Raw genomic sequence first — 19338 nt, 5'->3', positions numbered from 1 at the left:
AACAGACCCTTTTGCGCGTCGCAGATTGCCGCGGCGCATCGCAGCCTCCATGCTCGCGCGGCGCACAATTCGCGCCGACCTTAGCGCGTCGTATCGATCAGCACCTTGCCGCGCACGTGCCCGGTCATGCTTTTCATCATCGCCTCACCGGCATGTGAAAGCGGATACACTGAATCGGTTTCCAGACGTAGCGCTCCTGATTCATACAGCGCGGCAATTTCCGCCAGTTGGGCACCATCCGCGCGAGCGGCAAAGTTCTTGCCCGTCGCACCGACTTCCCGCGCGCGCTTCGCGTCAGGAGCACTGACCGTCGAGACAAGCACCCCTCCCTGTTTAAGCACGGCCCACGAGCGCACCTGGGTCTCACCACCGATCAGATCGAGCACGACATCGACATCCGATACGGCCCGTCCAAATTCTTCGTTGCGATAATCCAGCACCCTGGTCGCGCCGAGACTCTCGACGTAATCCACATTGCGTGCCGAAGACGTACCGATCACTTCTGCGCCCGCGATCCGCGCGAGTTGCACAGCAACGCTGCCGACGCCACCCGCTGCGCCATGAATCAGTACCCGTTGCCCTGCCTTGAGATTGGCGTGCTCATGAAACGCCTGCCACGCAGTCAGCGCAACGGCAGGCACGCCACCCGCTTCGAGCGCGCTCAGATTCCGCGGTCTGAGCGCGAAACGGTCCGCTGTTGCGACCACACGGGAGGCATATCCGCCGACGATGCCAATGAAGCCGAATACTTCGTCGCCCACAGCAAGGTTCGTGACATGCTTGCCTCGCGCAACAACGGTTCCGGATGCGTCCACACCTGGCGTGAACGGCAACGGCAGCGGAATAAATGCCTTCATCATGCCGTTGACGATTTTCCAGTCAACCGGATTGACTGACGTACCTGATACATCGACGAGAACCTCATCGTCGCCGGGATGCGGGTCAGCCACGTCGGCTAGCTGAAGCGTTTCAGGACTACCATAAGCGGCAACACGGATTGCTTTCATCAAAATCTCCATGAGGTGTGAATCACGCCACGCTCAGGCATGCTGTGCCTGACACCACATGGCGCGGGAACTGTTCAGGCTGGAATCACAATCCGACGTGGATTTCGGCGATCGGCGCATCGAGTGCGATTGCCGCCTTGATCGGGTCGAAGTACTCGCGCAGATGCGCGATCTTTCCATCGCGAGCCTGCAGGAACACCACGTATTCCTGCTCATAGACACGACCGGTCGGCTTGATCGTGGCGCTCGCCTTCACCTGGGCGACCGCATCATCCGCGTTCGCGCCGGGCATGATCGAGAGATCGAAAAAACGGAAATTCGATACCGCGCCGATGAACCACGACACGTGGTTAATGACCTCAGCGCGTCCGATGAGGCTCGCCGGATGCCCGAGACCCGGCGCATACGGCAACTCCCACACGATATCGTCGGCGATCAGCGAGCGCCAGCGGACGTGATCGTCAACCAGTGAAGCAAAGTGCTGTTTCAACAGTTCGGACGCGGTGGACATGGCATTTCCCAGTCGTTGAAGAGATGAAGGAACAAAGGCGTTGAAACTACTGCGACACGGCCATGCGAGCGACAGACTTGCGGCTGCGGCCGTCAATGCTAAATGCGCCTGCGCCATACGCGACGACCTGAATCAGCCCACCGGCCATTGCCACATTCTTGAGAAAATGGAACATCTGGTTCTGGTCGCCGAGCGCGTGATGAAAGATCAGCGCGGAAACGATCGAGAACGCTGCGAGCGCGGCCGCCGTCAGCCGCGTCCGGTATCCGATCACGAGCAGCGTGCCGCCGGCGAGTTCAAGCGCGAGCGAAGCGAGGTACCCGAGAATCGGCGCCGGCAAGCCGACCGATGCGATATAGCCGATCGTTGCGCCAGGCGCCGCGAGCTTGCCGAATCCGCTAACCAGAAAGATCAGCGCGAGCAGCACGCGCCCGGTGAACGGCAGAAAGGAATCGAGACGATTAGAGGTCGAGATCATGAGAAAACTCCAGTAAGTGATGGAAGATTGATGAATCAAATAGAGCAACGGCAAAGCGCGTGATACGACAGCAAAAAACGGATCGTGCTGAGAGACGGACATCCCCATCCCGCTACCGGATGCGGCCTGCCGAGCGCAATTGCGCGCCAATGCGGGCGATCTCGGCCTCGCCTTTCTGAAGGGCTTCGTCCGACGTGTGCACCGAGTAGTAGCCGAGTGCGAGGTCATGCGGATGCGGAACCGCCGAACCAACGACAAAGTCGGTGTCACCTCGTGCAACGAAGTCGAGCGCGTGACCGCTGGCGTCGAACACAGCCAGCTCGTTAGTCAGCTCAGCGCCGGCCACCGCAAGCGTGCCTTCGTTGACATGCGTCCAGACGACGGCGTGTGTCGCAGGTGGTTGATAACGCCAGCGCTCTCCCGAACGCAGACGGACATGCAGAAGGTTCATCCCCGGTGGCGCAGGAACTGAACTGCGCGCGCCATTCCATTCGCCAATCACGAGCCGCGCGAGACCCTGCTTCGACACGGCCTCCGGCGGCAAATATTCGCTTTGCGGCGCGCCATTTTCGAGCGCACGCGGCAGCGCGACCCAGATCTGATATCCGCGAAAACGGTCGCGGCCTGCGGGGCTCGCGTCGTGCCAGATGCCGTTACCTGCTCTCATCCACTCGATGCCACCGGCGGCCAGCACACCCGATGCGCCCGTGGTGTCTTCATAGCGAAGCTCACCGGAAAGCAGCACAGTGATCGTGGCGATGCCCGAGTGCGGATGCATCGGGAACAATGCTGCGCCGTCCGGCGTGAAATCGAAGTAATCGATGAAGACGAACGGCTTGATCAGTTGACCAATATCGGACGGACTGACCACCCGCGTGACCGGGCCGTGCCGGCGGCCGCTGGTGCGCGCAATGAGGCCGCGCTGCCCATCGAAGGGCATGCCGGTGGCCGTTTCCGGACGTTCGCGGGTTGATTGCTGAGTCATGTGAATCTCCGTTGAGCGATGCGATGGACGAAGATTAGACGCACCCGTTATATCGTGGTAGCCTGTATTTTTCGATTTAATCCATCGCCGGAGTAGATAGATGCTTGATGGCGTATCCATGGATCAGTTGCGCACTTTCATCGCCGCCGCCGACGAAGGCAGCTTTTCCGCCGCCGGGCGCAAGCTGCGTCGCGCGCAGTCGGTGGTGAGCCAGACGCTCGCCAATCTCGAAGGCCAGATCGATGTGCAATTGTTCGACCGCACCGGCCGCTATCCGCAACTGACCGAGCAAGGCACAGCGCTGCTCGCGCAAGCGCGTCTGGTGGTCGACAGCATGGACGGCTTCAAGGCTAAGGCGCGCACGATCGCCGAAGGGCTCGAGCCGGAACTTTCGGTTGTGGTGGATGTGATGTACCCGATGGCGTCGCTAACTGCTGCGGTCGGCGCGTTTCGTGAAGTGTTTCCTCACACACCGTTGCGGCTTTACGTGGAAGCGCTCGGCGCCGTGTTGCAGCCGGTGCTGGATAAAGTCTGCCGGCTTGGCATCAGCGGTTCCATGCCCGCAATACCCGACGCGCTCGACGCGGAGAAGCTGCTCGATGTGCCGATGGTCACCGTGACCGCACCCACCCACGCACTTGCATCGCACCGCCGCGTGATCCGGCTACGGGAACTCAGCGAACACGTTCAACTGGTGCTGACTGACCGCACGTCGCTGACCGATGGCAAATCATTCGGCGTGTTCTCGCCGCTCGTCTGGCGGCTGGCGGATCTCGGGGCCAAACACGCTTTCCTGCGTGCTGGATTCGGGTGGGGACATATGCCGGAGGCGATGGTGCAAGCCGATCTGGAATCCGGTGCGCTCGTGAAACTGCGGATCGAAAGTTTTCAGCCACGCACACCGCCTATCGCGATGTATGCGGTCTATCGAAAGGATGCGCCGGCTGGACCGGCCGCACGGTGGTTCGTGCAACAGCTCCGGCTGAACGAAGCGGATCGCCCTGCGTGAGCGATGCGCAGCCGCACCGGCCAACAGTGCGCCAGCGCGGCAAGCGGCAAGCGTCATCCGCGACAAGTTGCCGCCATCACGGCCTGCGCAAGCCTGTACATTCAGGTGGAATCCATCGCCCGATCAAATAGATTGATAAGGCGCTTCTGGCCACTCGTGCAACGTAATCCCCTCGCGTTGCCTGTATGGCGTGCCACCTCGCGTCGTCAATGTCGGATTCTCACCATCCCAAGCTAGCACCCACGTCAGGCTTTGGATCAGCGCACAAGAAAACTTCCCCCGGAATTTATGTTGACAGACTATTTTTTCGTGACGATAGTGACGACCTGTTTCTGACATATCACCTGTTTTTCAGTAGTTGACAACTCTGCCGCACGGCGCAGGATCCGACAACCCTGCCCGGAAACTTAGCCAAAGGCATTGTGTTGTAGTTTTTTTACATTTGATTAGTTATACAAATTATGTACACCCTGTACGGAACTGTTTCAAATCCGGGCGGGCCTGCACTTACAGGATCTTGCATGTCGGTACAACTCTCTCTACGCAACATTCGAAAATCGTTCTCCAACAAGCTTGGTTCTGTTGAAGTGCTCGGCGGTCTTTCTTTCGACATCAATGAGCGTGACTTCATCAGCATTATTGGACCCTCAGGCTGCGGGAAGACGACCGTATTCAATGTCATCGCCGGCTTGCTGCAACCTGATTCTGGTGAAATTACCTATCGCGGTCAGCGGGTCGATGGGCTTCGGGGAAAGGTTGGGTACATGATGCAGCGCGACCTGTTGCTGCCATGGCGCACCGTGCTGCAGAACGTGCTGATCGGCCCGGAGCTTTCGAACATGCCGCCTGCGCAAGCGCACGACATGGCGATGGAATATCTCAACACATATGGCCTTGCCGGCTTCGAGAACGCGTACCCGCGAATGCTATCGGGCGGCATGCGGCAGCGGGTAGCCCTTATCCGAACCCTTATCAACGACCCCGACATCATCCTGCTCGACGAACCCTTCTCCGCGCTGGACTACCAGACGCGGCTGTATCTCGAGGGGGTGCTGATGGAGGCAGTCGATACGTTCAACAAGACCGTCGTCCTCGTGACGCACGATATCGACGAAGCGGTTGCGTTGTCCAAGCGTGTTGTTGTATTGGGCGGCCGCCCTTCCCAGGTGAAAACGGTCTATGACATCGATATCGCGGCCCGTTCGCCCATCGGGGCACGCAGCGATCCCAATTTCTCGGGTTACTTCCACGCGCTGTGCGGCGAACTCGATATCCAGACGGAGGTCAAGTCGTGATGCCATCCATTTCGTATCATTCCACGCGAGATGTTTCGAAGATCCGGTCGTACAAACTGATGCTCGATAGCGGCTGGGGACGCACGCTGCTGCAACTTGCGTCCGTGATTGTTTTCTTCGCGATTTGGGAAGCGGCGTCGCGGCTTGGCTGGGTGTCGAGCTTTCTGGTCGGATCGCCTGCGAAGATCCTGGATGCGCTTGCGCGGGCCTGCACATCCGGTCAACTTTTCGTCGATACCGGGTACACGCTGTTCGAGGCGATCCTAGGATTCGTGTTCGGCACCGCGGTCGGGTCGGTCTGCGGTCTCGCGCTTTGGTATTCCCCTTTCGTCGCTCGCCTGACCGAGCCGTTTATCGTGGCGATTAACAGCGTCCCCAAAATCGCCTTCGCGCCGATTGTGATTCTGTGGTTCGGCACAGGACTCGTATCGAAGGTCGCGCTGGCTATCTCGCTCACGGCGATCGTCGCGCTGATCGCCGCGTATGAGGCGGCGAAAGACGCCGATCCGGACCTGCAGGCCCTGCTCGTGACGCTCGGCGCAAACAAAAACGATGTGTTCGCCAAGGTCGTCGTGCCATTCACCCTGCCCTATGTCATTTCGACGTTTCGCATCAATGTCGGATTCGGGCTGGTGGGCGCCGTAGTCGGCGAATTCATCTCATCGGAAAAGGGCCTGGGTCACATGATATTCACTGCCTCCAGCCTCTACGACCTGAACACCGTGTGGGCCGGCCTGTTCGTCCTGATGGCAATCGGCTTCGTTCTGTACTTCCTGATCGACCTCGTCGAGCGAAAACTCCTGCCGTGGCGCCAGGCATCGAATACTTCGACGCTCAAGGTCTAGCCGCTCCTTTCCTATTCACTCACCGGAACAAATCGATGAACGCAACCAGAATGCTCGCCGCGCTGAGCACCGCTTTCACTTTCGGCCTGGCAACCATGTCAACGTCGGCGCCGGCCCTTGCAAGCGACGCGAAGGTGACGGTGTCACAAGCCTTTCAGTCGATGCTCTACCTGCCCCTCTATGTCGCCATCGACGGCGGTTTCTTCAAGGAAGAAGGTCTCGAAGTATCGAAGCTGACGACGGGCAGTCCGAGCGCCGCGCTGTCAGCGGTGCTGTCGGGCAGTGCCCAGTTTTCCCTGCATGGCCCGGAATGGACCGCGGTGGCGGCCGAAAAAGGCGCTGACGTCGACATCATCGCGAATGTGGTGAACGGCTCTGCCGTATGGATCGCCACGGCGCCGGACGTAAAGTTCACGAACATCACGGACGTGAAGAATCAGGTCGTCGTGACCGGACAGATGCCCACCACCAGCACCTCGCTGTTCTTCAAGCTATTGAAGGAAAATGGCATTTCCCAGAACGACATCAAGCTTATCCAGGTGCCCGTCGGCTCTGAAATCGGCCCTCTGGTCGCCGGGCAGTCCAAGATCGCGGTGATGTACGAACCGGGCCTCGATCAGGCCGTCGCGAAGGGGATGAAGGTCGTCCTCGGGTTCCCGCAGCTTTACGGCGAATATGCCTTTTCCACCATTTCGGCCAAGCGGAATGTCGACCCAGATCAGGCAGCGCGACTCGTGAAGGGTCTTCAGAAGGCGCTCGTCTACATGCAAACGAATCCCGCCGGTACCCTCGGCATTGCGCGACGGGAGTTCCCTACGCTCGACGCATCTGTTGTCGACGCGGCGGTCAAGCGCATGCTGGCCGAACACGTGTACCCGAAGAGCGTCGACATCACGCCGAAGGCGCTCGCGGCTGCCATGGATACGCAGATTGCGTTGGGCAATCTCAAGACGCAACCGAAGTACGACGCGTTTGTGGTGCGCACTTTTATCCAGCCTGCACTCGCAGCGAAATAATATCGAAGCGTGGGTGATATGAATTCAGTCCTCCAGATTCGCGAAACCATTCGCTCAGGAAAGCGCACCGTCGAGCAATGCATCACGGACGCGTTCAACACCGCCGTCGAATCGCAAGCCCGCTTACGTGCGTTCTGCTATTTGCCGGCCATGACGCCCGTCAACCTCGCTGGGCCGATTGCACCACTGGCTGGCGTGGCGGTCGCCGTGAAGGACATTATCGACACCGCCGACATGCCGACGGAGTTCAATTCCCCGGCGTACAAGGGCCGCCGGCCGGAAAGGGATGCGTGGGTCGTCGCCCGTCTGCGCGCAGCAGGCGCATCCATCATTGGTAAGACGGTAACGACCGAGTTTGCATGGCGCCGCACCGGCCCGACCATGAATCCCTGGAATGCGGAACATACGCCTGGAGGATCCTCGAGCGGATCGGCTGCCGCGGTCGGCGCTGGCGTCATTCCTCTTGCACTGGGCACACAGACGCAGGGGTCGGTGATTCGACCCGCCGCATACTGCGGCGCTGTCGGGTTTAAAGCGACTTACGGCGCGATTGCGCGGACTGGCGTATTACAGCTCGCGGGTTCACTGGATCACCTCGGCATGTTCACCCGCAGCGTTGCAGACGCAGCCCATGTCTTCAACGTTCTGAGAGGCGCCGACGATGCGGATCCGCATGACGCATACGTTTGCCCGTCGGTGAGAATGTCCCGTGGTCGCCGCATCGGCGTACTGTCAAAACAGGTCGGCGGAGCGATTGATCCCGCGCAGCAAGCGGCGCTCGATTCGCTGGCCGCCCGTCTGTCCCTTGACGGCGCACAGATCGTGGAGGTTCGCCTTGCCGACGAACTCTTCAATGCGGCAGATCATGCCCTGACACTGATGGCCGTGGAATCAGCGATTGTTCACGGCGATCTCGTCGATCGCGCGCCGGACCTCGTGAGCCCTGAGATGCAAGCACTCGTGGCGACCGGCCGCAAGATACCCGCTCAGGAATACGCGAAGGCCAAGGAATTGCAGACTTCCATGGCGCACCGCTTTCAGACATGGCTCAAACAAACGGAATCGCTCGACGCATTGCTCGTGGCACCGGCGAGCGGCGAGGCGCCCCGCGGTCTTGAACATACGGGCGACGCTTCGTTTTGTGCCGCCTGGACGTTTCTGGGCATGCCGGCCGTTACCGTACCGGTGAGTTTTGGACCGGCCGGTCTGCCGCTCGGAGCGCAACTCGTCGGTGCAGCCCACGAAGACGAGGGATTGCTAGCGCTAGCGGGATGGGCGGAACGCCGGACAGGTTGGTCCGAAGCGGTACGGCTGCGTAGCGATGCGGTAACCGGATGAAAGGGTAGTCCAAACGCCAGTTGAAGTCGTTCGGACACCCGCCCGTTGAAAGCCTGCGAGAGGCCTCGCCCCTACGAGGTCCTGCGCGGGCCGTAGCTCATTCGATCACGCGTCTGGCTCAGAACTTTGATCGAATACCGACTCCGAATGTATCGCCCGTCGAAATGTGCGTGTATTTGTCGTTGAGATACGCAGCATAAACGTCGGATTAGACTGCGCAGCGTCGTCACGGCACGCGGCAAATCGTGACGGCAACCTGCCTGCACGATCAGCCGCCGCGGGCCGTGTCAGGATTCCAGGGTCGCGCGGGTGAAGGTTTCGACGTTATCGATCAGCCGGTCGAGCGCGTCGCGTGCGGCGTCACGATCGCCTGTCGAAATCGCCGACGCGATGCTCGCATGCAGGCGCGCCGCCTCCGGAAGATTGGCGAATTTCTCGTAATGCGCGTACCAGAAGCGACGCGATAACCCTTGCATCAACTTCATGGCTGACGTCGCATATTCATTGTCCGCGGCCTCCAGCAGCAGGCGATTGAAAGTCCGGTCGAGCGACAGGAACTGATCGCCGTTGTTGTCGCGTCCGGCGGCTTCCATCTGCTCGGCCAGCGCCGCAAATTGGGCGCGATGGACCGCGTCGGCGTTTTTTGCCGCAGCGCCGGCCAGAAGACGTTCGACTTCACGCCGCACTTCCAGCAGCCGCAACTGCTTGCGAACATCGATTTCCGCAACGATGATGCCGAGCTTCGGCATGATGACGACGAGCCCTTCGCGCGCAAGCTGCTGCAGGGCCTCGCGCACCGGCGTGCGACCGAGGCCCAGGAGTTTTGACAAGCCGTTCTCCGACACGATCTGCCCGGGCTTTAACTGCATCGTGGCAATGCCTTCCTCGATGCGGACGTAGGCCTGGTCGGCGAGGCTCTGCTCATCCACATCATCGGGCGAAGGTAACGGAACAGGACCGTTCATTGTCAAATCTCTCTTTCCTTTCGTTGACCCGGCTCGCGCCAGGCTTTACCCGCGCTCGCCGAGAACCGCTCCTTTCGAGAGCGGCTGCACCAGTTGCCGATACATCGCCAGCCAGCCCTTTTCCGACGTCGGCGCCAACGGCGGCAACGCCTCGAGCCGTGCCTGCAATTCCTCCGGCGACAGTTCCAGTGAAATCGTCTTGTGATTCAGATCGATCGCGATCGTATCGCCGTCCCGCACCACTGCAAGCGGACCGCCTTCGGCTGCTTCCGGCATGACCTGCCCGATCGTGATTCCGCTGTTCAGCCCAGACAGTTCGCCGTCGGTCACCACCGCAACCGTTTCGCCCAGACCGGCACCGACGAGCGCTGCCATGAAGCTCGCCGCGAACACGGTGCCGGGGCCGCCTTTCGGTCCCAGCATGCGCAGCACGACCACTGAACCGGCTGCGATTTTACTCCTTTCGATCGCACCGATTGCGTCGTTCTCGTCCTCGAACACGGCCGCCGGGCCGATGAAGCGGCGCACACTCGCGGGCACGGCGGAAAGCTTGACGACCGCGCCATCCGGCGCGAGATTGCCGCGCACGATAATGAGCCCGGGTTCCGCACGGAACGGCCGCGACAGCGGGGCGATGACGGTCTCGTCGGGTGCGGGACGCTCCGCCAGATTGGCTGCAAGCGTGCGGCCGCTGACCGTCAGCACGCTGGTATCGAGCACGCTCTGCAACTGCTGCATCGCGCCGGCGCATCCGCCTGCCGCCGCGAAATCTTCAATCCGGTCCGGACCGTTGGGACGCACTTTGGTGATCTGTCCGACGAGCGATGCAGCTTCCTCGAACTCCTTGATGATGTCGACGTCGCATTCGGATTCGATGGCCGTTGCCAGCAGATGCCGCATGACATTGACCGACGCACCGATCGCCACCGCCGTACGCACGGCGTTACGGAACGCAGCCGCGGTCATGATCTGGCGCGGCCGTAGATCCTGCGCGACAAGATTCATGATCGCCTCGCCGGCACGCGCGGCATAGGCATTCAGTTCGTCGCTGCCCGCGCGGATCGGCGCGTTGCCTGGCAACGCCATGCCGAGCGCTTCGGCCATGCAGTGCATCGAATTCGCGGTCGCGAGTCCGGCGCACACGCCTGGCCCCTTGATCGCGTGACAGGTCATCTCGGTGAGGTTTTCGAGCGTGATCTTCTTTGCCTTGAACGCACCGACTGATTTGTAGACCTCTTCGATATCGACATGATGGTCGCCGCATTGCGAGCCGAGCTGGAAACCGCAGGTCAGGATCAGACTGGGTACGTTCAGCCGGCCCGCGGCCATCAATTGCGCCGGCGTGGTTTTGTCGCATGACGCGAGCAGAACCATCGCATCGAGTTCAGCGCCTTCGACCTGAACCTCGACATCGTTGACGAGCAGATCGCGCGTCGGCATCAGATAGCGGCCCTGCTTGCCCGCACTCGTCACGAAGTCGGACGGCGCCACCGTGCGGATTTCCAGCGGCACGCCGCCTGCCGCACGAATCGCATCCTGCACGACCTGCGAAACGCCATCCAGATGCTGATAACACACTGACAGTTTGCTCGACGAGTTGACGACGGCGATCTTCGGTTTATCGAAGTCTTCTTCCGACAAACCCATAGCGAGCCATTGCGCGCGCCGCACAGCCCAACGCGTGGTGCCCGGAGTGAAATTGCTGCGAAGCTTGCGATCTTCCATCTTGTGTCCTTCAGTTGAGTTGTGCGCCGTCGCGGTTGAGCAACAGGCGGACGTCTTCGCCCGCGATGCGCCGCACGTCGAGATGTTCGTTGACCGCGAGTGCCGCGGCATGGCCGATTGCGTGTCCGTATGAGAAGCATTGCGCCGTCACGCGCGCTGAAGCCACCGCTTCGTGTTCGGCCGACAGGCAGCGTCCCGCGACCAGCAGGTTGTCGCCGTTCTCCGGCACGAAACAGCCGAACGGCACTTCGTAGTAGTCGTTCAGCAGCCATTCGACCCGCGGGCGGCTACCCGAATGCAGCTCGATCGGCCATGGGGAGCGCGCAATGCCATCGGCAAATTTGGCGCCCACCAGAATGTCGGCATTGCGCAGCGTCCTCGCGCCGGCCACCTGGCGCGTTTGACGTACGCCCACCTGGACGCCGGTGTCGTTGACCCAGCTTGCATCGCAGCCGGTCAGGAAATCGCGAAAGAAGCGCGCGTATTCGCGGACCTGCGCGCGCCCTTCGAATTCGGCATCGGTGAAGTCGCGATGCAGAACCGGATTGAGTTCCCTGCCGTCCGCCCCGGTCACACGCGTGCAGTTGCAGAGCAACTCGCCCGGGCGCGTAGTCGGGAACATCCAGATCTTGCCGCGCGGCAAGCGGTATCCGTTGCCGTTGGCCTCGGTAATCTTCGCGCTGACATCGGTCGGCATGATCGTGTCTTGCCCGTAGGCCGCCAGAAAGCGCGCAACGTCGACGCCGCCGAGCCGGAAGATCATCGTCGGATTCTGCACGTGGCCGTCGTCGCCGATGGTGGTCCGCCAGCCCGCCATGGCGACGAGATCGGCGTCACCGCTTGCATCGATAGTGACTGGGGCGAACACGCGCACCTTGCCCTGCTTCGTATAGAGCTGCGCGCCTCTAACCGCTGTCCCCTCAAGCAGGACGTCAGTGACGGTCGCGTGGTAAATCACCGTGACGCCCGCTTCACGCAACAGTGCATCGCCAACTTCGCGCCACACCAGCGGGTCATGCACGAGAGTCCAGGTTTTGCCGTACTTGAGTGGCGCGCCGAGACCGTTTTTTGCCCGCATCATGCGGATGAATTCGTCGACGAAACCATGCACCACCTGCACCGGCCGACCGTTTCCTTCAGTCGCTTCGTACAGGCCGCACACGGTGCCGGACAGACCCGCGACGGCGCCGCCGCCGCAAAAGCCGTAGCGCTCGGCAAGCACGACGCGGCATCCCTGACGCGCCGCCGTGACCGCGGCAGCCAGTCCGGCCGCGCCGCCGCCTGCGACGAACACGTCTGCTTCGATTGTCTCCACCGGCCGGGCGTCGACCGCCCCTGCCTCCTTGTTGTGATCCACGAGCCCTCCAGATGGCCTTGCAGTGTGGTTGACACTGTACATATTCAAACAGTATCCTGTCAACATTCAACTAATATACAAGCAAGATATCGTTTTTATTCATACAGTTGGAGGAGACAAGGAATGAGGAAGGAAATCCCTTATCGCTGGGTTATCGCGATCGTGCTGTTCGCCGCGTACAGCATCCAGTACCTGGATCGGGTCAAAAGCAGCGTGCTCAATCCAGCCATCGCACACGACATAGGACTGAGCACCGCCGACATCGGCACCGGCGCCTTCCTAATGCTGCTGTTCTATGGGCCGTCGCAATACATTTCAGGTCTGTTGACCGATCGCTTCGGCGCTAAACGGGTGTTGATCTTCTCGGTTGTGGCCTGGTCCGTGATGACCATGTATATGGGCCTCATCCAGACGCGCGAGGAATATCTCTGGCGGATGGCGTTGTTCGGCGTACTGGTCGGCACCGAATATGTCCCGTCGGCACGCATACTGATGCGCTGGTTCAACAAAGAAGGACGGGCACGTGCGCAGACGGTGCTGGCTTGGGCGTGGATTCTCACGCCGGCCTGGGCAAGCGTGCTGGCGACACAGTTCGCCGCGCACGCGCATAGCTGGCGCGTGGTGTTCTTCGTCACCGGCGCGCTCGGTGTGATTCCGTTGGCGATGATCCTGCTGATGGTGTTCGATCGCCCGGAGCAGTACCGGCACGTCACCGAAGACGATCTGGAATACGCGTACCGTGATGAAATCGCCGCCGGCACGCTGACGAAGGGCCAGTACGACACCGCACAGCAGACCATCCTCAAAGGCAGTGCGATCAGCTTTTTCGATCTGTTCAGGAATCGCACCTATGTCGCAGTGGTGTTCGTCGACATCGTCATGCAGATCACGTTATACGGCGCCCTCACGTGGATTCCGCTCTATCTTTCGGATACCTTCGGATTCAAGCTGCAGACAATGGGATGGTGGAGCGGGCTTTACTTCGTCGCGGGCGCGCTCGGAAGCTTCATTTCGTCGTATATGTCCGATAAGGTGTTCCGCGGCAACCGCAAGATCATGATCCTCGTCTGCTTCATCGGGCTTGCGCCGTTCGTGGTCCTGCTCGGCTCGCTCCAGCACGCCAACCAGATGCTGCTCGCCGTCGCGCTGTGCGGTATGGGCTTCTTCGGCAACATGGCGTGGGGGCCGTTCCTCGCTTTGCCCGCCGAGATTTTTTCGCCGGAGGTGTACGGCAAGGCGATGGGATTCGTGAACGGCGCCGGGTATTTCGTTGCGGCATTTTCGGCCAAGATCTTCGCCGCGCTGGTGACGGTCGACGCACTCGGCAGGAAGGACTACACGAACGGGTGGTACTTCATCGCGATCTGCGTGGCTGCGGGCGTCATCGCGGCCAGCCGGATCAGGACAGAGCCGCGTGCAGTGAGCCGGCGCAGCGCGCAATCCGCGACGCTGGGATCATAAGCGGGAGAAGTCGGGATCACGCGATTGACGGACGGGCGCGGCGGCCCGTCCGTTACTGAAGCGGCATGTCCCGCAGCAAAAGCCTACTGCCGGGCAGTGCGCGACAGCGGCACAGCAGAGGCATCGAACGTCTCACCCAGCGGGCGAACCCGCATACCGGGCGCGAGATGCCGCCATGGCAGGTCACCCGGATCGGCCAGCATCGCGCCGGGGGCTTTGGCGACGAGCGTCGCGCTCGCAATCGGATCGAAGTCGGCATGGAAGTGCACCGAGCTTTTGTTGACCAGGATGCGCATCTTCTCCGGATCAATGCCGGCTACCCGGTACAGATTGCGATCCATCATCTGCGGCGGCCGCTCGCTGCTCACCACCACGCGCACGTCGTCAATCCTGAGCAAGGCGGTCGGGCCCAGCGTGACCACCATGCCGTTGAGCATCGGTCCGTCGAACACACAGTGCCCTTCGGATAAACGTTCCACTTCGAAGGTGCCGAAAAAACGCGCGCCGCCGGGCGCGCCCGATTCGCCACCGAGTTCGATGTCGATGCGAGCGCCGACACCTGCGCGATGCGCGGCGCTCGCCGCCTCCGGATCGTGCACCACGCCAAAGGCGGCGCGCTGTGCGCGTTGCGCCAGCAGTGCACGCAACATGCCGGTGGTGTTCGATTCGCCGCCAGCGCCAGGATTGTCCTGCGTATCGGCGATCACTACCGGCCTGTTCGCGCCCTCCGACAGCCGCATCGCTTCGGCGACCGCCTCCTCGGGCGCGAGAAAACGCACGGCCCAGTCAGCTTCCGAGTGCATCAGCGAGTCATAAAAGCCGTTGACCACACGTTCGACCGCCTCGGCGTCGGCGCCGTAGCCCCACACTACAGGCCCGCATTCGTCAAAGTCCGCCGCAGGGAAACCCGGCGTAAACGACATCGATGCGAGTCCGCCCCGCTCCGCTGCTTCTAGCCGCTCATAAGCGGGCTGGGCGGGCGGGACCAGCGTGCACATCGCATTGATCGGTATCAGGAATGGCAGGCGGCGCCAGGCGCAGCGCCACCGCTCGCCAGCCAGACGCGCGCGCAGCAGACGCGCCGCCCGTCGGCCCGTTTCCGCCATGTCGACATGCGGATAAGTCCGATAGGCCACGATCGCGTCGGCCGTTTCAAGCATGCGCCGCGTAACGTTGGCGTGCAGATCCACCGACGCCACCAGCGGTACGTCAGGTCCGATCACCGCGCGCACGCGCGCCAGCAGTTCGCCCTCACCGTCGTCCGCCTGTTCGGTCACCATCGCACCGTGAAGGTCGAGATACACGGCGTCCGGGAGGGACGATCGAGAGGCGTCAACGATCTCGCCGGCAATTCTCTCGAATGTTTCGCGCGTCACGTGCGCGGATGGCCCCGCACCGGCCCAGAGCACCGGGATCAGCGTATGACCGTCCGGCTCGATTTCGTTGATGAAGCCGCCGACCGGAATATTGATGTGCCGCAACTCGAGCATCTGCTCGCCGCGCTTCAGCGAAGGAAACGTCTCGCCGTTGACGAAGTTCTGATAATGCGCCTTGAGCGCGACAAAGGTATTGGTTTCGTGCTGGAAGCCGGCAATGAGAATTCGCATGGAAGATGAACGTTCGTGGATCGATGGGTCGTTGCATGGGTCATTGGGTCGAATCGACGGGCAGGCGGTTCGCAATCGTCAGGAGCGCGCCGGCAACCAGCAGTCCGACCATCACGAACAGTCCGGCCGTCATCGTGCCGGTCATGTCTTTGACCCAGCCCATGATGATCGGACTGAGAAAACCGCCGAGCAGCCCAACGGTATTGATATAGGCAATACCGCCCGCAGCTGCGTCGCCCTTCAGGTAGCCAGATGGCATCGCCCAGAACACCGTGATCCGGCTGATGGTTCTGCGTGCGCCGACCTTGGGCAACAACAGGTTGCTCGGAATTTCGAACAGCACATAGCCCAGAAAGAAAATTCCGGCGCCAAGCCCATAAGCCGTATCGGTGAGGCCGATGTCAGACTGCATCTGCAGCTTGGCAAAGCCGATGTTGATGCGGTCCAGATACGCGAACATGTAGCAGATCATCAGAAACGGCAGCACGCGCCATCCTATCTGGCGGTAAAGCGCGGCCTTTTCCATGTTCATTCCGGCGTCGGGTCTCGGCGCGTACAACTGCTTCCCGGTTGTTTCACCCAGTACTTTCATCGGTTCCCTCTTTCAGGCGTGGCGTGGAGCTGGCTACATGGTCGTCATCCAAAAAACGCCATGACAACAGCAAACGTCACCACCCTGCGCTGCCCAAAAGGCAGCACAGGGCGCCTACTTCCTCATTCGGCGCTGGCGCCAGCACGCGATCGGCAATCCAGCTTCGGTCATTAGTTGACTTTATTTTTTGACGCATCTAATTTGCCGACATGTGACATATCAGATGTCGATGGATTGCTACTGTGCGCGGCGCGACACCGTCGCGCTCCGAAAAAAGTCATTGGACAGGAACTCATCATGTCAGTGCGTCGCCCCAACCTGGGTGAAATCCGAAACCTTGCCGAGCAAAATCATTTCGACGTCGGCGCCGACGAGGAGAGCGCTTATGGCGCGCTGTTCGAAAGGGTTCTACAGAATTACGACGCGTTGGCGCAATGGCCGCTCGCGCCCATCCCGCTGAAATATCCACAGCGCAGCGCCGGTGAACGCCCCGCCGATGCCGACAACTTCTGCAACGCGATCGTTCGGCGCTGCTCGGTACGTGGCGCTGCCGCAGGCCGGCTCGCCCAGGTACGCGTCGGCCTCAAGGACAGCATCAGTCTCGCGGGCGTGCCGCTCACCTGCGGTTCGCGCGTGTTCGACTACACGCCGGCGCAGGACGCCACGATCGTCACCCGCATACTCGACGAGGGAGCCAACATCGTTGCGATCCTGAATATGGACAATTGCGCGTTCTCCGGTGCGGGCGACACCAGCGCCTACGGACCGACGTTCAATCCGCACAGTAGCGCGCATCTCGCGGGCGGTTCCTCGGGTGGCTCCGCCGCCGCGCTATTTGCTGGAGACATTGATCTGACCATCGGCTGCGACCAGGCAGGGTCGATCCGCATTCCAGCTTCCTGGTGCGGCGTGGTGGGCATCAAGCCGACCTTCGGACTCGTGCCGTACACCGGCATTCTCGGCTTCGACCTGAGCTTCGATCACACAGGCCCGATGGCGCGCACAGTACGCGAGGTCGCGGTGGCACTCGACGTGCTGGCCGGTAAAGATTCCTTCGATCCGCGCCAGGGCATCGTGCCCCTGCAGCACTACACTCATGCAGCCGGCGCAATCGACCTCAGCGGACTGCGCATCGGCATTCTCGAGCAAGGCTTCGGCACCGACGGAGCGGAAGACGACGTTGACGCGTGTGTGCTCGATGCAATCAACGCGCTGAGCGCGCGCGGTGCTACCGTCGTGCGCGTGAGTTGCCCGGCGCATTCCGCCGCCGGCGCCATCGTCTGGGGGGTGTTTGCCGAGGGCGTCAGCGCGACGTTCCAGAACAACGGCCAGGGACATCACTGGAGCGGCCGCTACGATCCCGACCTCAGCGTTGCGTTCGGCACGGGCATGCAACAACACGCGCAACACCTGCCGATGCAGGCGAAATTCAACCTGCTGCTCGGCTCGTACATGCGCGAAAACTACCAGGGACGCTTCTATGCGAAAGGCCAGTCGCTACGCGCGGCATTGCGGGCCGAATACGACCGGCTGCTGCAGGACGTCGATATCCTGGTGACCCCCACCACGCCGATGAAAGCCCACCGGTACAACCCCACTCTGAATGCGGAGGAACTGGTGGTGGCCGGCTGGAACATGGTCGCCAACACGGCGCCATTCAACATGACCGGCCATCCGTCGCTGAGCGTGCCGTGCGGCGTATCGCAAGGGTTACCGGTCGGCATGATGCTGACCGGCCGCCACTTCGACGATGCCGCCTTATTGCGAGCCGCCGCCGTCGTCGAAGCCGCAACCCGCTAGCCGTATTTCGCAATGCGTGCCCCCTTCTCCGCGCCGGCAGCATGCAGGCGCGTCTCCCGCCTCCCAGGTCCAGAACGCTTTCATATGGAGTCCAAATAATGGATCGTCGTACGTTCATCAAGTCCACCGCCGCAGCCGTCGCATCGACCGCAGGCGCCGGCATCCCATTCGCCGCCTTGGCGGCAGACGAAATCCTGGTGGGCAGCATTCACGACCAGTCTGGAGGAATGGATATCTACGGCAAGCCGATGCTGGATTCCCTGACCCTCGCGGTCGAGGAATGGAATGCCAAGGGCGGCCTGCTCGGCAGAAAGCTGAAACTGCTCTCTTACGATCCGCAGTCGAATCTGCAACTCGCCACCCAGTTCGCGCAGCAAGCCGCCTTGCGCGACAAGGTCGCGGTCGTTCAGGGCGGCATTACGTCCGCATCGAGAGAGGTGATCCGTCCGGTGATGAGGCGCTATCACACGCTCTACTTCTACAACACGCAGTACGAAGGCGGCGTTTGCGACCGCAACACATTCTGCACGGGTGTCACGCCCGGACAGACGACCGCAAAGCTCGTACCCTACGCAATGAAGCAGTGGGGCAAGAAAGTGTATGTGATTGCCGCCGACTATAACTACGGTCAGATCGCGTCGCAATACATCAAGAAATATGTACTCGACAACCAGGGCTCGATCGTCTCCACCGACTTCTTCCCGCTTGACGTGACCGACTTCGGCGCCGTCATCTCGAAGATTCAGGCATCGAAACCCGACATGGTCGTATCGGCGCTCGTGGGCGGCTCGCATATGTCGTTCTACCGGCAGTGGGCTGCATCGGGCATGCACAAGAAGATTCCGCTCGCCTCCACCACGTTTGGCACCGGCAATGAGCAGATCACCCTTTCGCCGGCGGAATGCGACGGTTTCCTCGTCGCATACAACTATTTCCAGAACCTCGACAACCCCGAGAACCGGTCATTCAAGCAGCGCATGCGCGCACGCTTCGGCCAGAACTATACGAGCTTCAGCGAGTTTTCGGTTGCCACGTATCAAGGCTTCAACCTGTGGGCCGAAGGTGTAAGCAAGGCAGGCTCGCTGGACCGGATGAAAATGATCGAGGCGCTCGAATCGGGCATCGGCTTCGCCGGCCCGAGCGGCAAGATCAGCATCGACCCGGCTACTCACCATTGCACGCTCGACGTGAGTCTCGCCGAAGTCAGGGCAAAAGACTTCGACGTCAAGCAGACCTTCCCGCAGCAGCACCCCGGCGACATGAGCGCTGTCTGCAATCTGAAGAAAAATCCTGACGACAATCAGCAGTACGTCATCAAACTCTAATCGTCACGCGCAGCAAGGACGG

General features: G+C 61.2%; 16 protein-coding genes and 2 pseudogenes. 8 read left to right on the top strand and 10 right to left on the bottom strand.

What is annotated here, in order from left to right; all coding sequences use genetic code 11:
* Positions 1 to 80: 80 nt before the first annotated feature.
* The 4 genes from AC07WT_RS26475 to AC07WT_RS26460 form a co-directional block, all read right to left on the bottom strand.
* Positions 81 to 1007: an NADP-dependent oxidoreductase gene (locus tag AC07WT_RS26475; RefSeq protein WP_494949204.1), complete on the bottom strand. Its 927-nt coding sequence runs from the start codon at positions 1005 to 1007 to the stop codon at positions 81 to 83.
* Between the two features lie 85 nt (positions 1008 to 1092).
* Complete coding sequence (locus AC07WT_RS26470) at positions 1093 to 1518, bottom strand: nuclear transport factor 2 family protein (RefSeq protein ID WP_492596219.1); 426 nt, start codon at positions 1516 to 1518, stop codon at positions 1093 to 1095.
* 46 nt (positions 1519 to 1564) lie between these two features.
* Positions 1565 to 2098 (bottom strand): DoxX family protein, encoded by a 534-nt coding sequence (locus AC07WT_RS26465; RefSeq protein ID WP_494949203.1) that lies wholly within the window; start codon positions 2096 to 2098, stop codon positions 1565 to 1567.
* A gap of 10 nt (positions 2099 to 2108) precedes the next feature.
* Complete coding sequence (locus AC07WT_RS26460; RefSeq protein WP_492596217.1) at positions 2109 to 2981, bottom strand: pirin family protein; 873 nt, start codon at positions 2979 to 2981, stop codon at positions 2109 to 2111.
* Positions 2982 to 3081: 100 nt separating this feature from the next.
* On the opposite strand from AC07WT_RS26460, the gene AC07WT_RS26455 reads away from it, so the two are divergent.
* The 5 genes from AC07WT_RS26455 to AC07WT_RS26435 all read left to right on the top strand — a co-directional run bounded on the left by AC07WT_RS26455 (position 3082) and on the right by AC07WT_RS26435 (position 8484).
* On the top strand, positions 3082 to 3990 hold the full coding sequence (locus AC07WT_RS26455; RefSeq protein ID WP_494949202.1) for a LysR family transcriptional regulator: 909 nt from the start codon (positions 3082 to 3084) through the stop codon (positions 3988 to 3990).
* A gap of 521 nt (positions 3991 to 4511) precedes the next feature.
* Positions 4512 to 5285, top strand: coding sequence for an ABC transporter ATP-binding protein (locus AC07WT_RS26450; protein WP_492596215.1), 774 nt, complete (start codon positions 4512 to 4514; stop codon positions 5283 to 5285).
* Positions 5285 to 6130: an ABC transporter permease gene (locus AC07WT_RS26445; protein ID WP_492596225.1), complete on the top strand. Its 846-nt coding sequence runs from the start codon at positions 5285 to 5287 to the stop codon at positions 6128 to 6130. Before AC07WT_RS26450 ends, AC07WT_RS26445 begins: the two co-directional genes overlap by 1 nt.
* 35 nt (positions 6131 to 6165) lie before the next feature.
* A complete protein-coding gene (locus tag AC07WT_RS26440) occupies positions 6166 to 7146 on the top strand; it encodes an ABC transporter substrate-binding protein (RefSeq protein WP_492596214.1) in 981 nt (326 codons plus the stop codon).
* Between the two features lie 18 nt (positions 7147 to 7164).
* Positions 7165 to 8484: an amidase gene (locus tag AC07WT_RS26435; protein WP_494949201.1), complete on the top strand. Its 1320-nt coding sequence runs from the start codon at positions 7165 to 7167 to the stop codon at positions 8482 to 8484.
* 118 nt (positions 8485 to 8602) lie between these two features.
* Here the strand turns inward: AC07WT_RS26435 and AC07WT_RS26430 are convergent.
* From AC07WT_RS26430 to AC07WT_RS26415, 4 genes and pseudogenes are all read right to left on the bottom strand, one after another.
* Positions 8603 to 8692 (bottom strand): annotated as a pseudogene (locus AC07WT_RS26430) (porin); the annotation flags it as partial.
* A gap of 79 nt (positions 8693 to 8771) precedes the next feature.
* Positions 8772 to 9449, bottom strand: a complete 678-nt coding sequence (locus AC07WT_RS26425; RefSeq protein ID WP_494949200.1) for a GntR family transcriptional regulator — start codon at positions 9447 to 9449, stop codon at positions 8772 to 8774.
* Between the two features lie 45 nt (positions 9450 to 9494).
* Positions 9495 to 11174, bottom strand: a complete 1680-nt coding sequence (gene ilvD, locus AC07WT_RS26420) for a dihydroxy-acid dehydratase (RefSeq protein WP_492596211.1) — start codon at positions 11172 to 11174, stop codon at positions 9495 to 9497.
* A gap of 10 nt (positions 11175 to 11184) precedes the next feature.
* Positions 11185 to 12531 (bottom strand): FAD-dependent oxidoreductase, encoded by a 1347-nt coding sequence (locus tag AC07WT_RS26415; RefSeq protein WP_494949199.1) that lies wholly within the window; start codon positions 12529 to 12531, stop codon positions 11185 to 11187.
* Between the two features lie 123 nt (positions 12532 to 12654).
* Here AC07WT_RS26415 and AC07WT_RS26410 point away from each other — a divergent pair, with 123 nt between their 5' ends.
* Entirely contained in the window at positions 12655 to 13992 is a 1338-nt protein-coding gene (locus AC07WT_RS26410) for an MFS transporter (RefSeq protein WP_494949198.1), read from the top strand.
* An 83-nt stretch (positions 13993 to 14075) separates the two neighbouring features.
* On the opposite strand, the gene AC07WT_RS26405 is transcribed toward AC07WT_RS26410, so the two are convergent.
* Positions 14076 to 15599 carry a M81 family metallopeptidase gene (locus tag AC07WT_RS26405; RefSeq protein WP_494949197.1) on the bottom strand — a complete coding sequence of 508 codons (1524 nt, stop codon included), beginning with the start codon at positions 15597 to 15599 and terminating at the stop codon, positions 14076 to 14078.
* Between the two features lie 250 nt (positions 15600 to 15849).
* Positions 15850 to 16131 (bottom strand): annotated as a pseudogene (locus tag AC07WT_RS26400) (MFS transporter); the annotation flags it as partial.
* Positions 16132 to 16488: 357 nt separating this feature from the next.
* Here AC07WT_RS26400 and AC07WT_RS26395 point away from each other — a divergent pair.
* Both AC07WT_RS26395 and AC07WT_RS26390 read left to right on the top strand, forming a co-directional pair.
* Positions 16489 to 17991: an amidase gene (locus AC07WT_RS26395; RefSeq protein WP_494949196.1), complete on the top strand. Its 1503-nt coding sequence runs from the start codon at positions 16489 to 16491 to the stop codon at positions 17989 to 17991.
* Between the two features lie 98 nt (positions 17992 to 18089).
* A complete protein-coding gene (locus AC07WT_RS26390) occupies positions 18090 to 19316 on the top strand; it encodes an urea ABC transporter substrate-binding protein (protein ID WP_492591364.1) in 1227 nt (408 codons plus the stop codon).
* Positions 19317 to 19338: the final 22 nt, after the last annotated feature.

The organism is Paraburkholderia sp. GW821-FHT02A12 (genome assembly GCF_059422005.1).
This window is presented reverse-complemented; position numbering and strand designations above follow the sequence as displayed.

Coding starts and splice junctions, on each gene's coding strand:
- AC07WT_RS26475 (WP_494949204.1), bottom strand. CDS start 1,007: ATGAAAGCAATCCGTGTTGCCGCTTATGGTAGTCCTGAAACGCTTCAG.
- AC07WT_RS26470 (WP_492596219.1), bottom strand. CDS start 1,518: ATGTCCACCGCGTCCGAACTGTTGAAACAGCACTTTGCTTCACTGGTT.
- AC07WT_RS26465 (WP_494949203.1), bottom strand. CDS start 2,098: ATGTCCGTCTCTCAGCACGATCCGTTTTTTGCTGTCGTATCACGCGCT.
- AC07WT_RS26460 (WP_492596217.1), bottom strand. CDS start 2,981: ATGACTCAGCAATCAACCCGCGAACGTCCGGAAACGGCCACCGGCATG.
- AC07WT_RS26455 (WP_494949202.1), top strand. CDS start 3,082: ATGCTTGATGGCGTATCCATGGATCAGTTGCGCACTTTCATCGCCGCC.
- AC07WT_RS26450 (WP_492596215.1), top strand. CDS start 4,512: ATGTCGGTACAACTCTCTCTACGCAACATTCGAAAATCGTTCTCCAAC.
- AC07WT_RS26445 (WP_492596225.1), top strand. CDS start 5,285: ATGCCATCCATTTCGTATCATTCCACGCGAGATGTTTCGAAGATCCGG.
- AC07WT_RS26440 (WP_492596214.1), top strand. CDS start 6,166: ATGAACGCAACCAGAATGCTCGCCGCGCTGAGCACCGCTTTCACTTTC.
- AC07WT_RS26435 (WP_494949201.1), top strand. CDS start 7,165: ATGAATTCAGTCCTCCAGATTCGCGAAACCATTCGCTCAGGAAAGCGC.
- AC07WT_RS26425 (WP_494949200.1), bottom strand. CDS start 9,449: ATGAACGGTCCTGTTCCGTTACCTTCGCCCGATGATGTGGATGAGCAG.
- ilvD (WP_492596211.1), bottom strand. CDS start 11,174: ATGGAAGATCGCAAGCTTCGCAGCAATTTCACTCCGGGCACCACGCGT.
- AC07WT_RS26410 (WP_494949198.1), top strand. CDS start 12,655: ATGAGGAAGGAAATCCCTTATCGCTGGGTTATCGCGATCGTGCTGTTC.
- AC07WT_RS26405 (WP_494949197.1), bottom strand. CDS start 15,599: ATGCGAATTCTCATTGCCGGCTTCCAGCACGAAACCAATACCTTTGTC.
- AC07WT_RS26395 (WP_494949196.1), top strand. CDS start 16,489: ATGTCAGTGCGTCGCCCCAACCTGGGTGAAATCCGAAACCTTGCCGAG.
- AC07WT_RS26390 (WP_492591364.1), top strand. CDS start 18,090: ATGGATCGTCGTACGTTCATCAAGTCCACCGCCGCAGCCGTCGCATCG.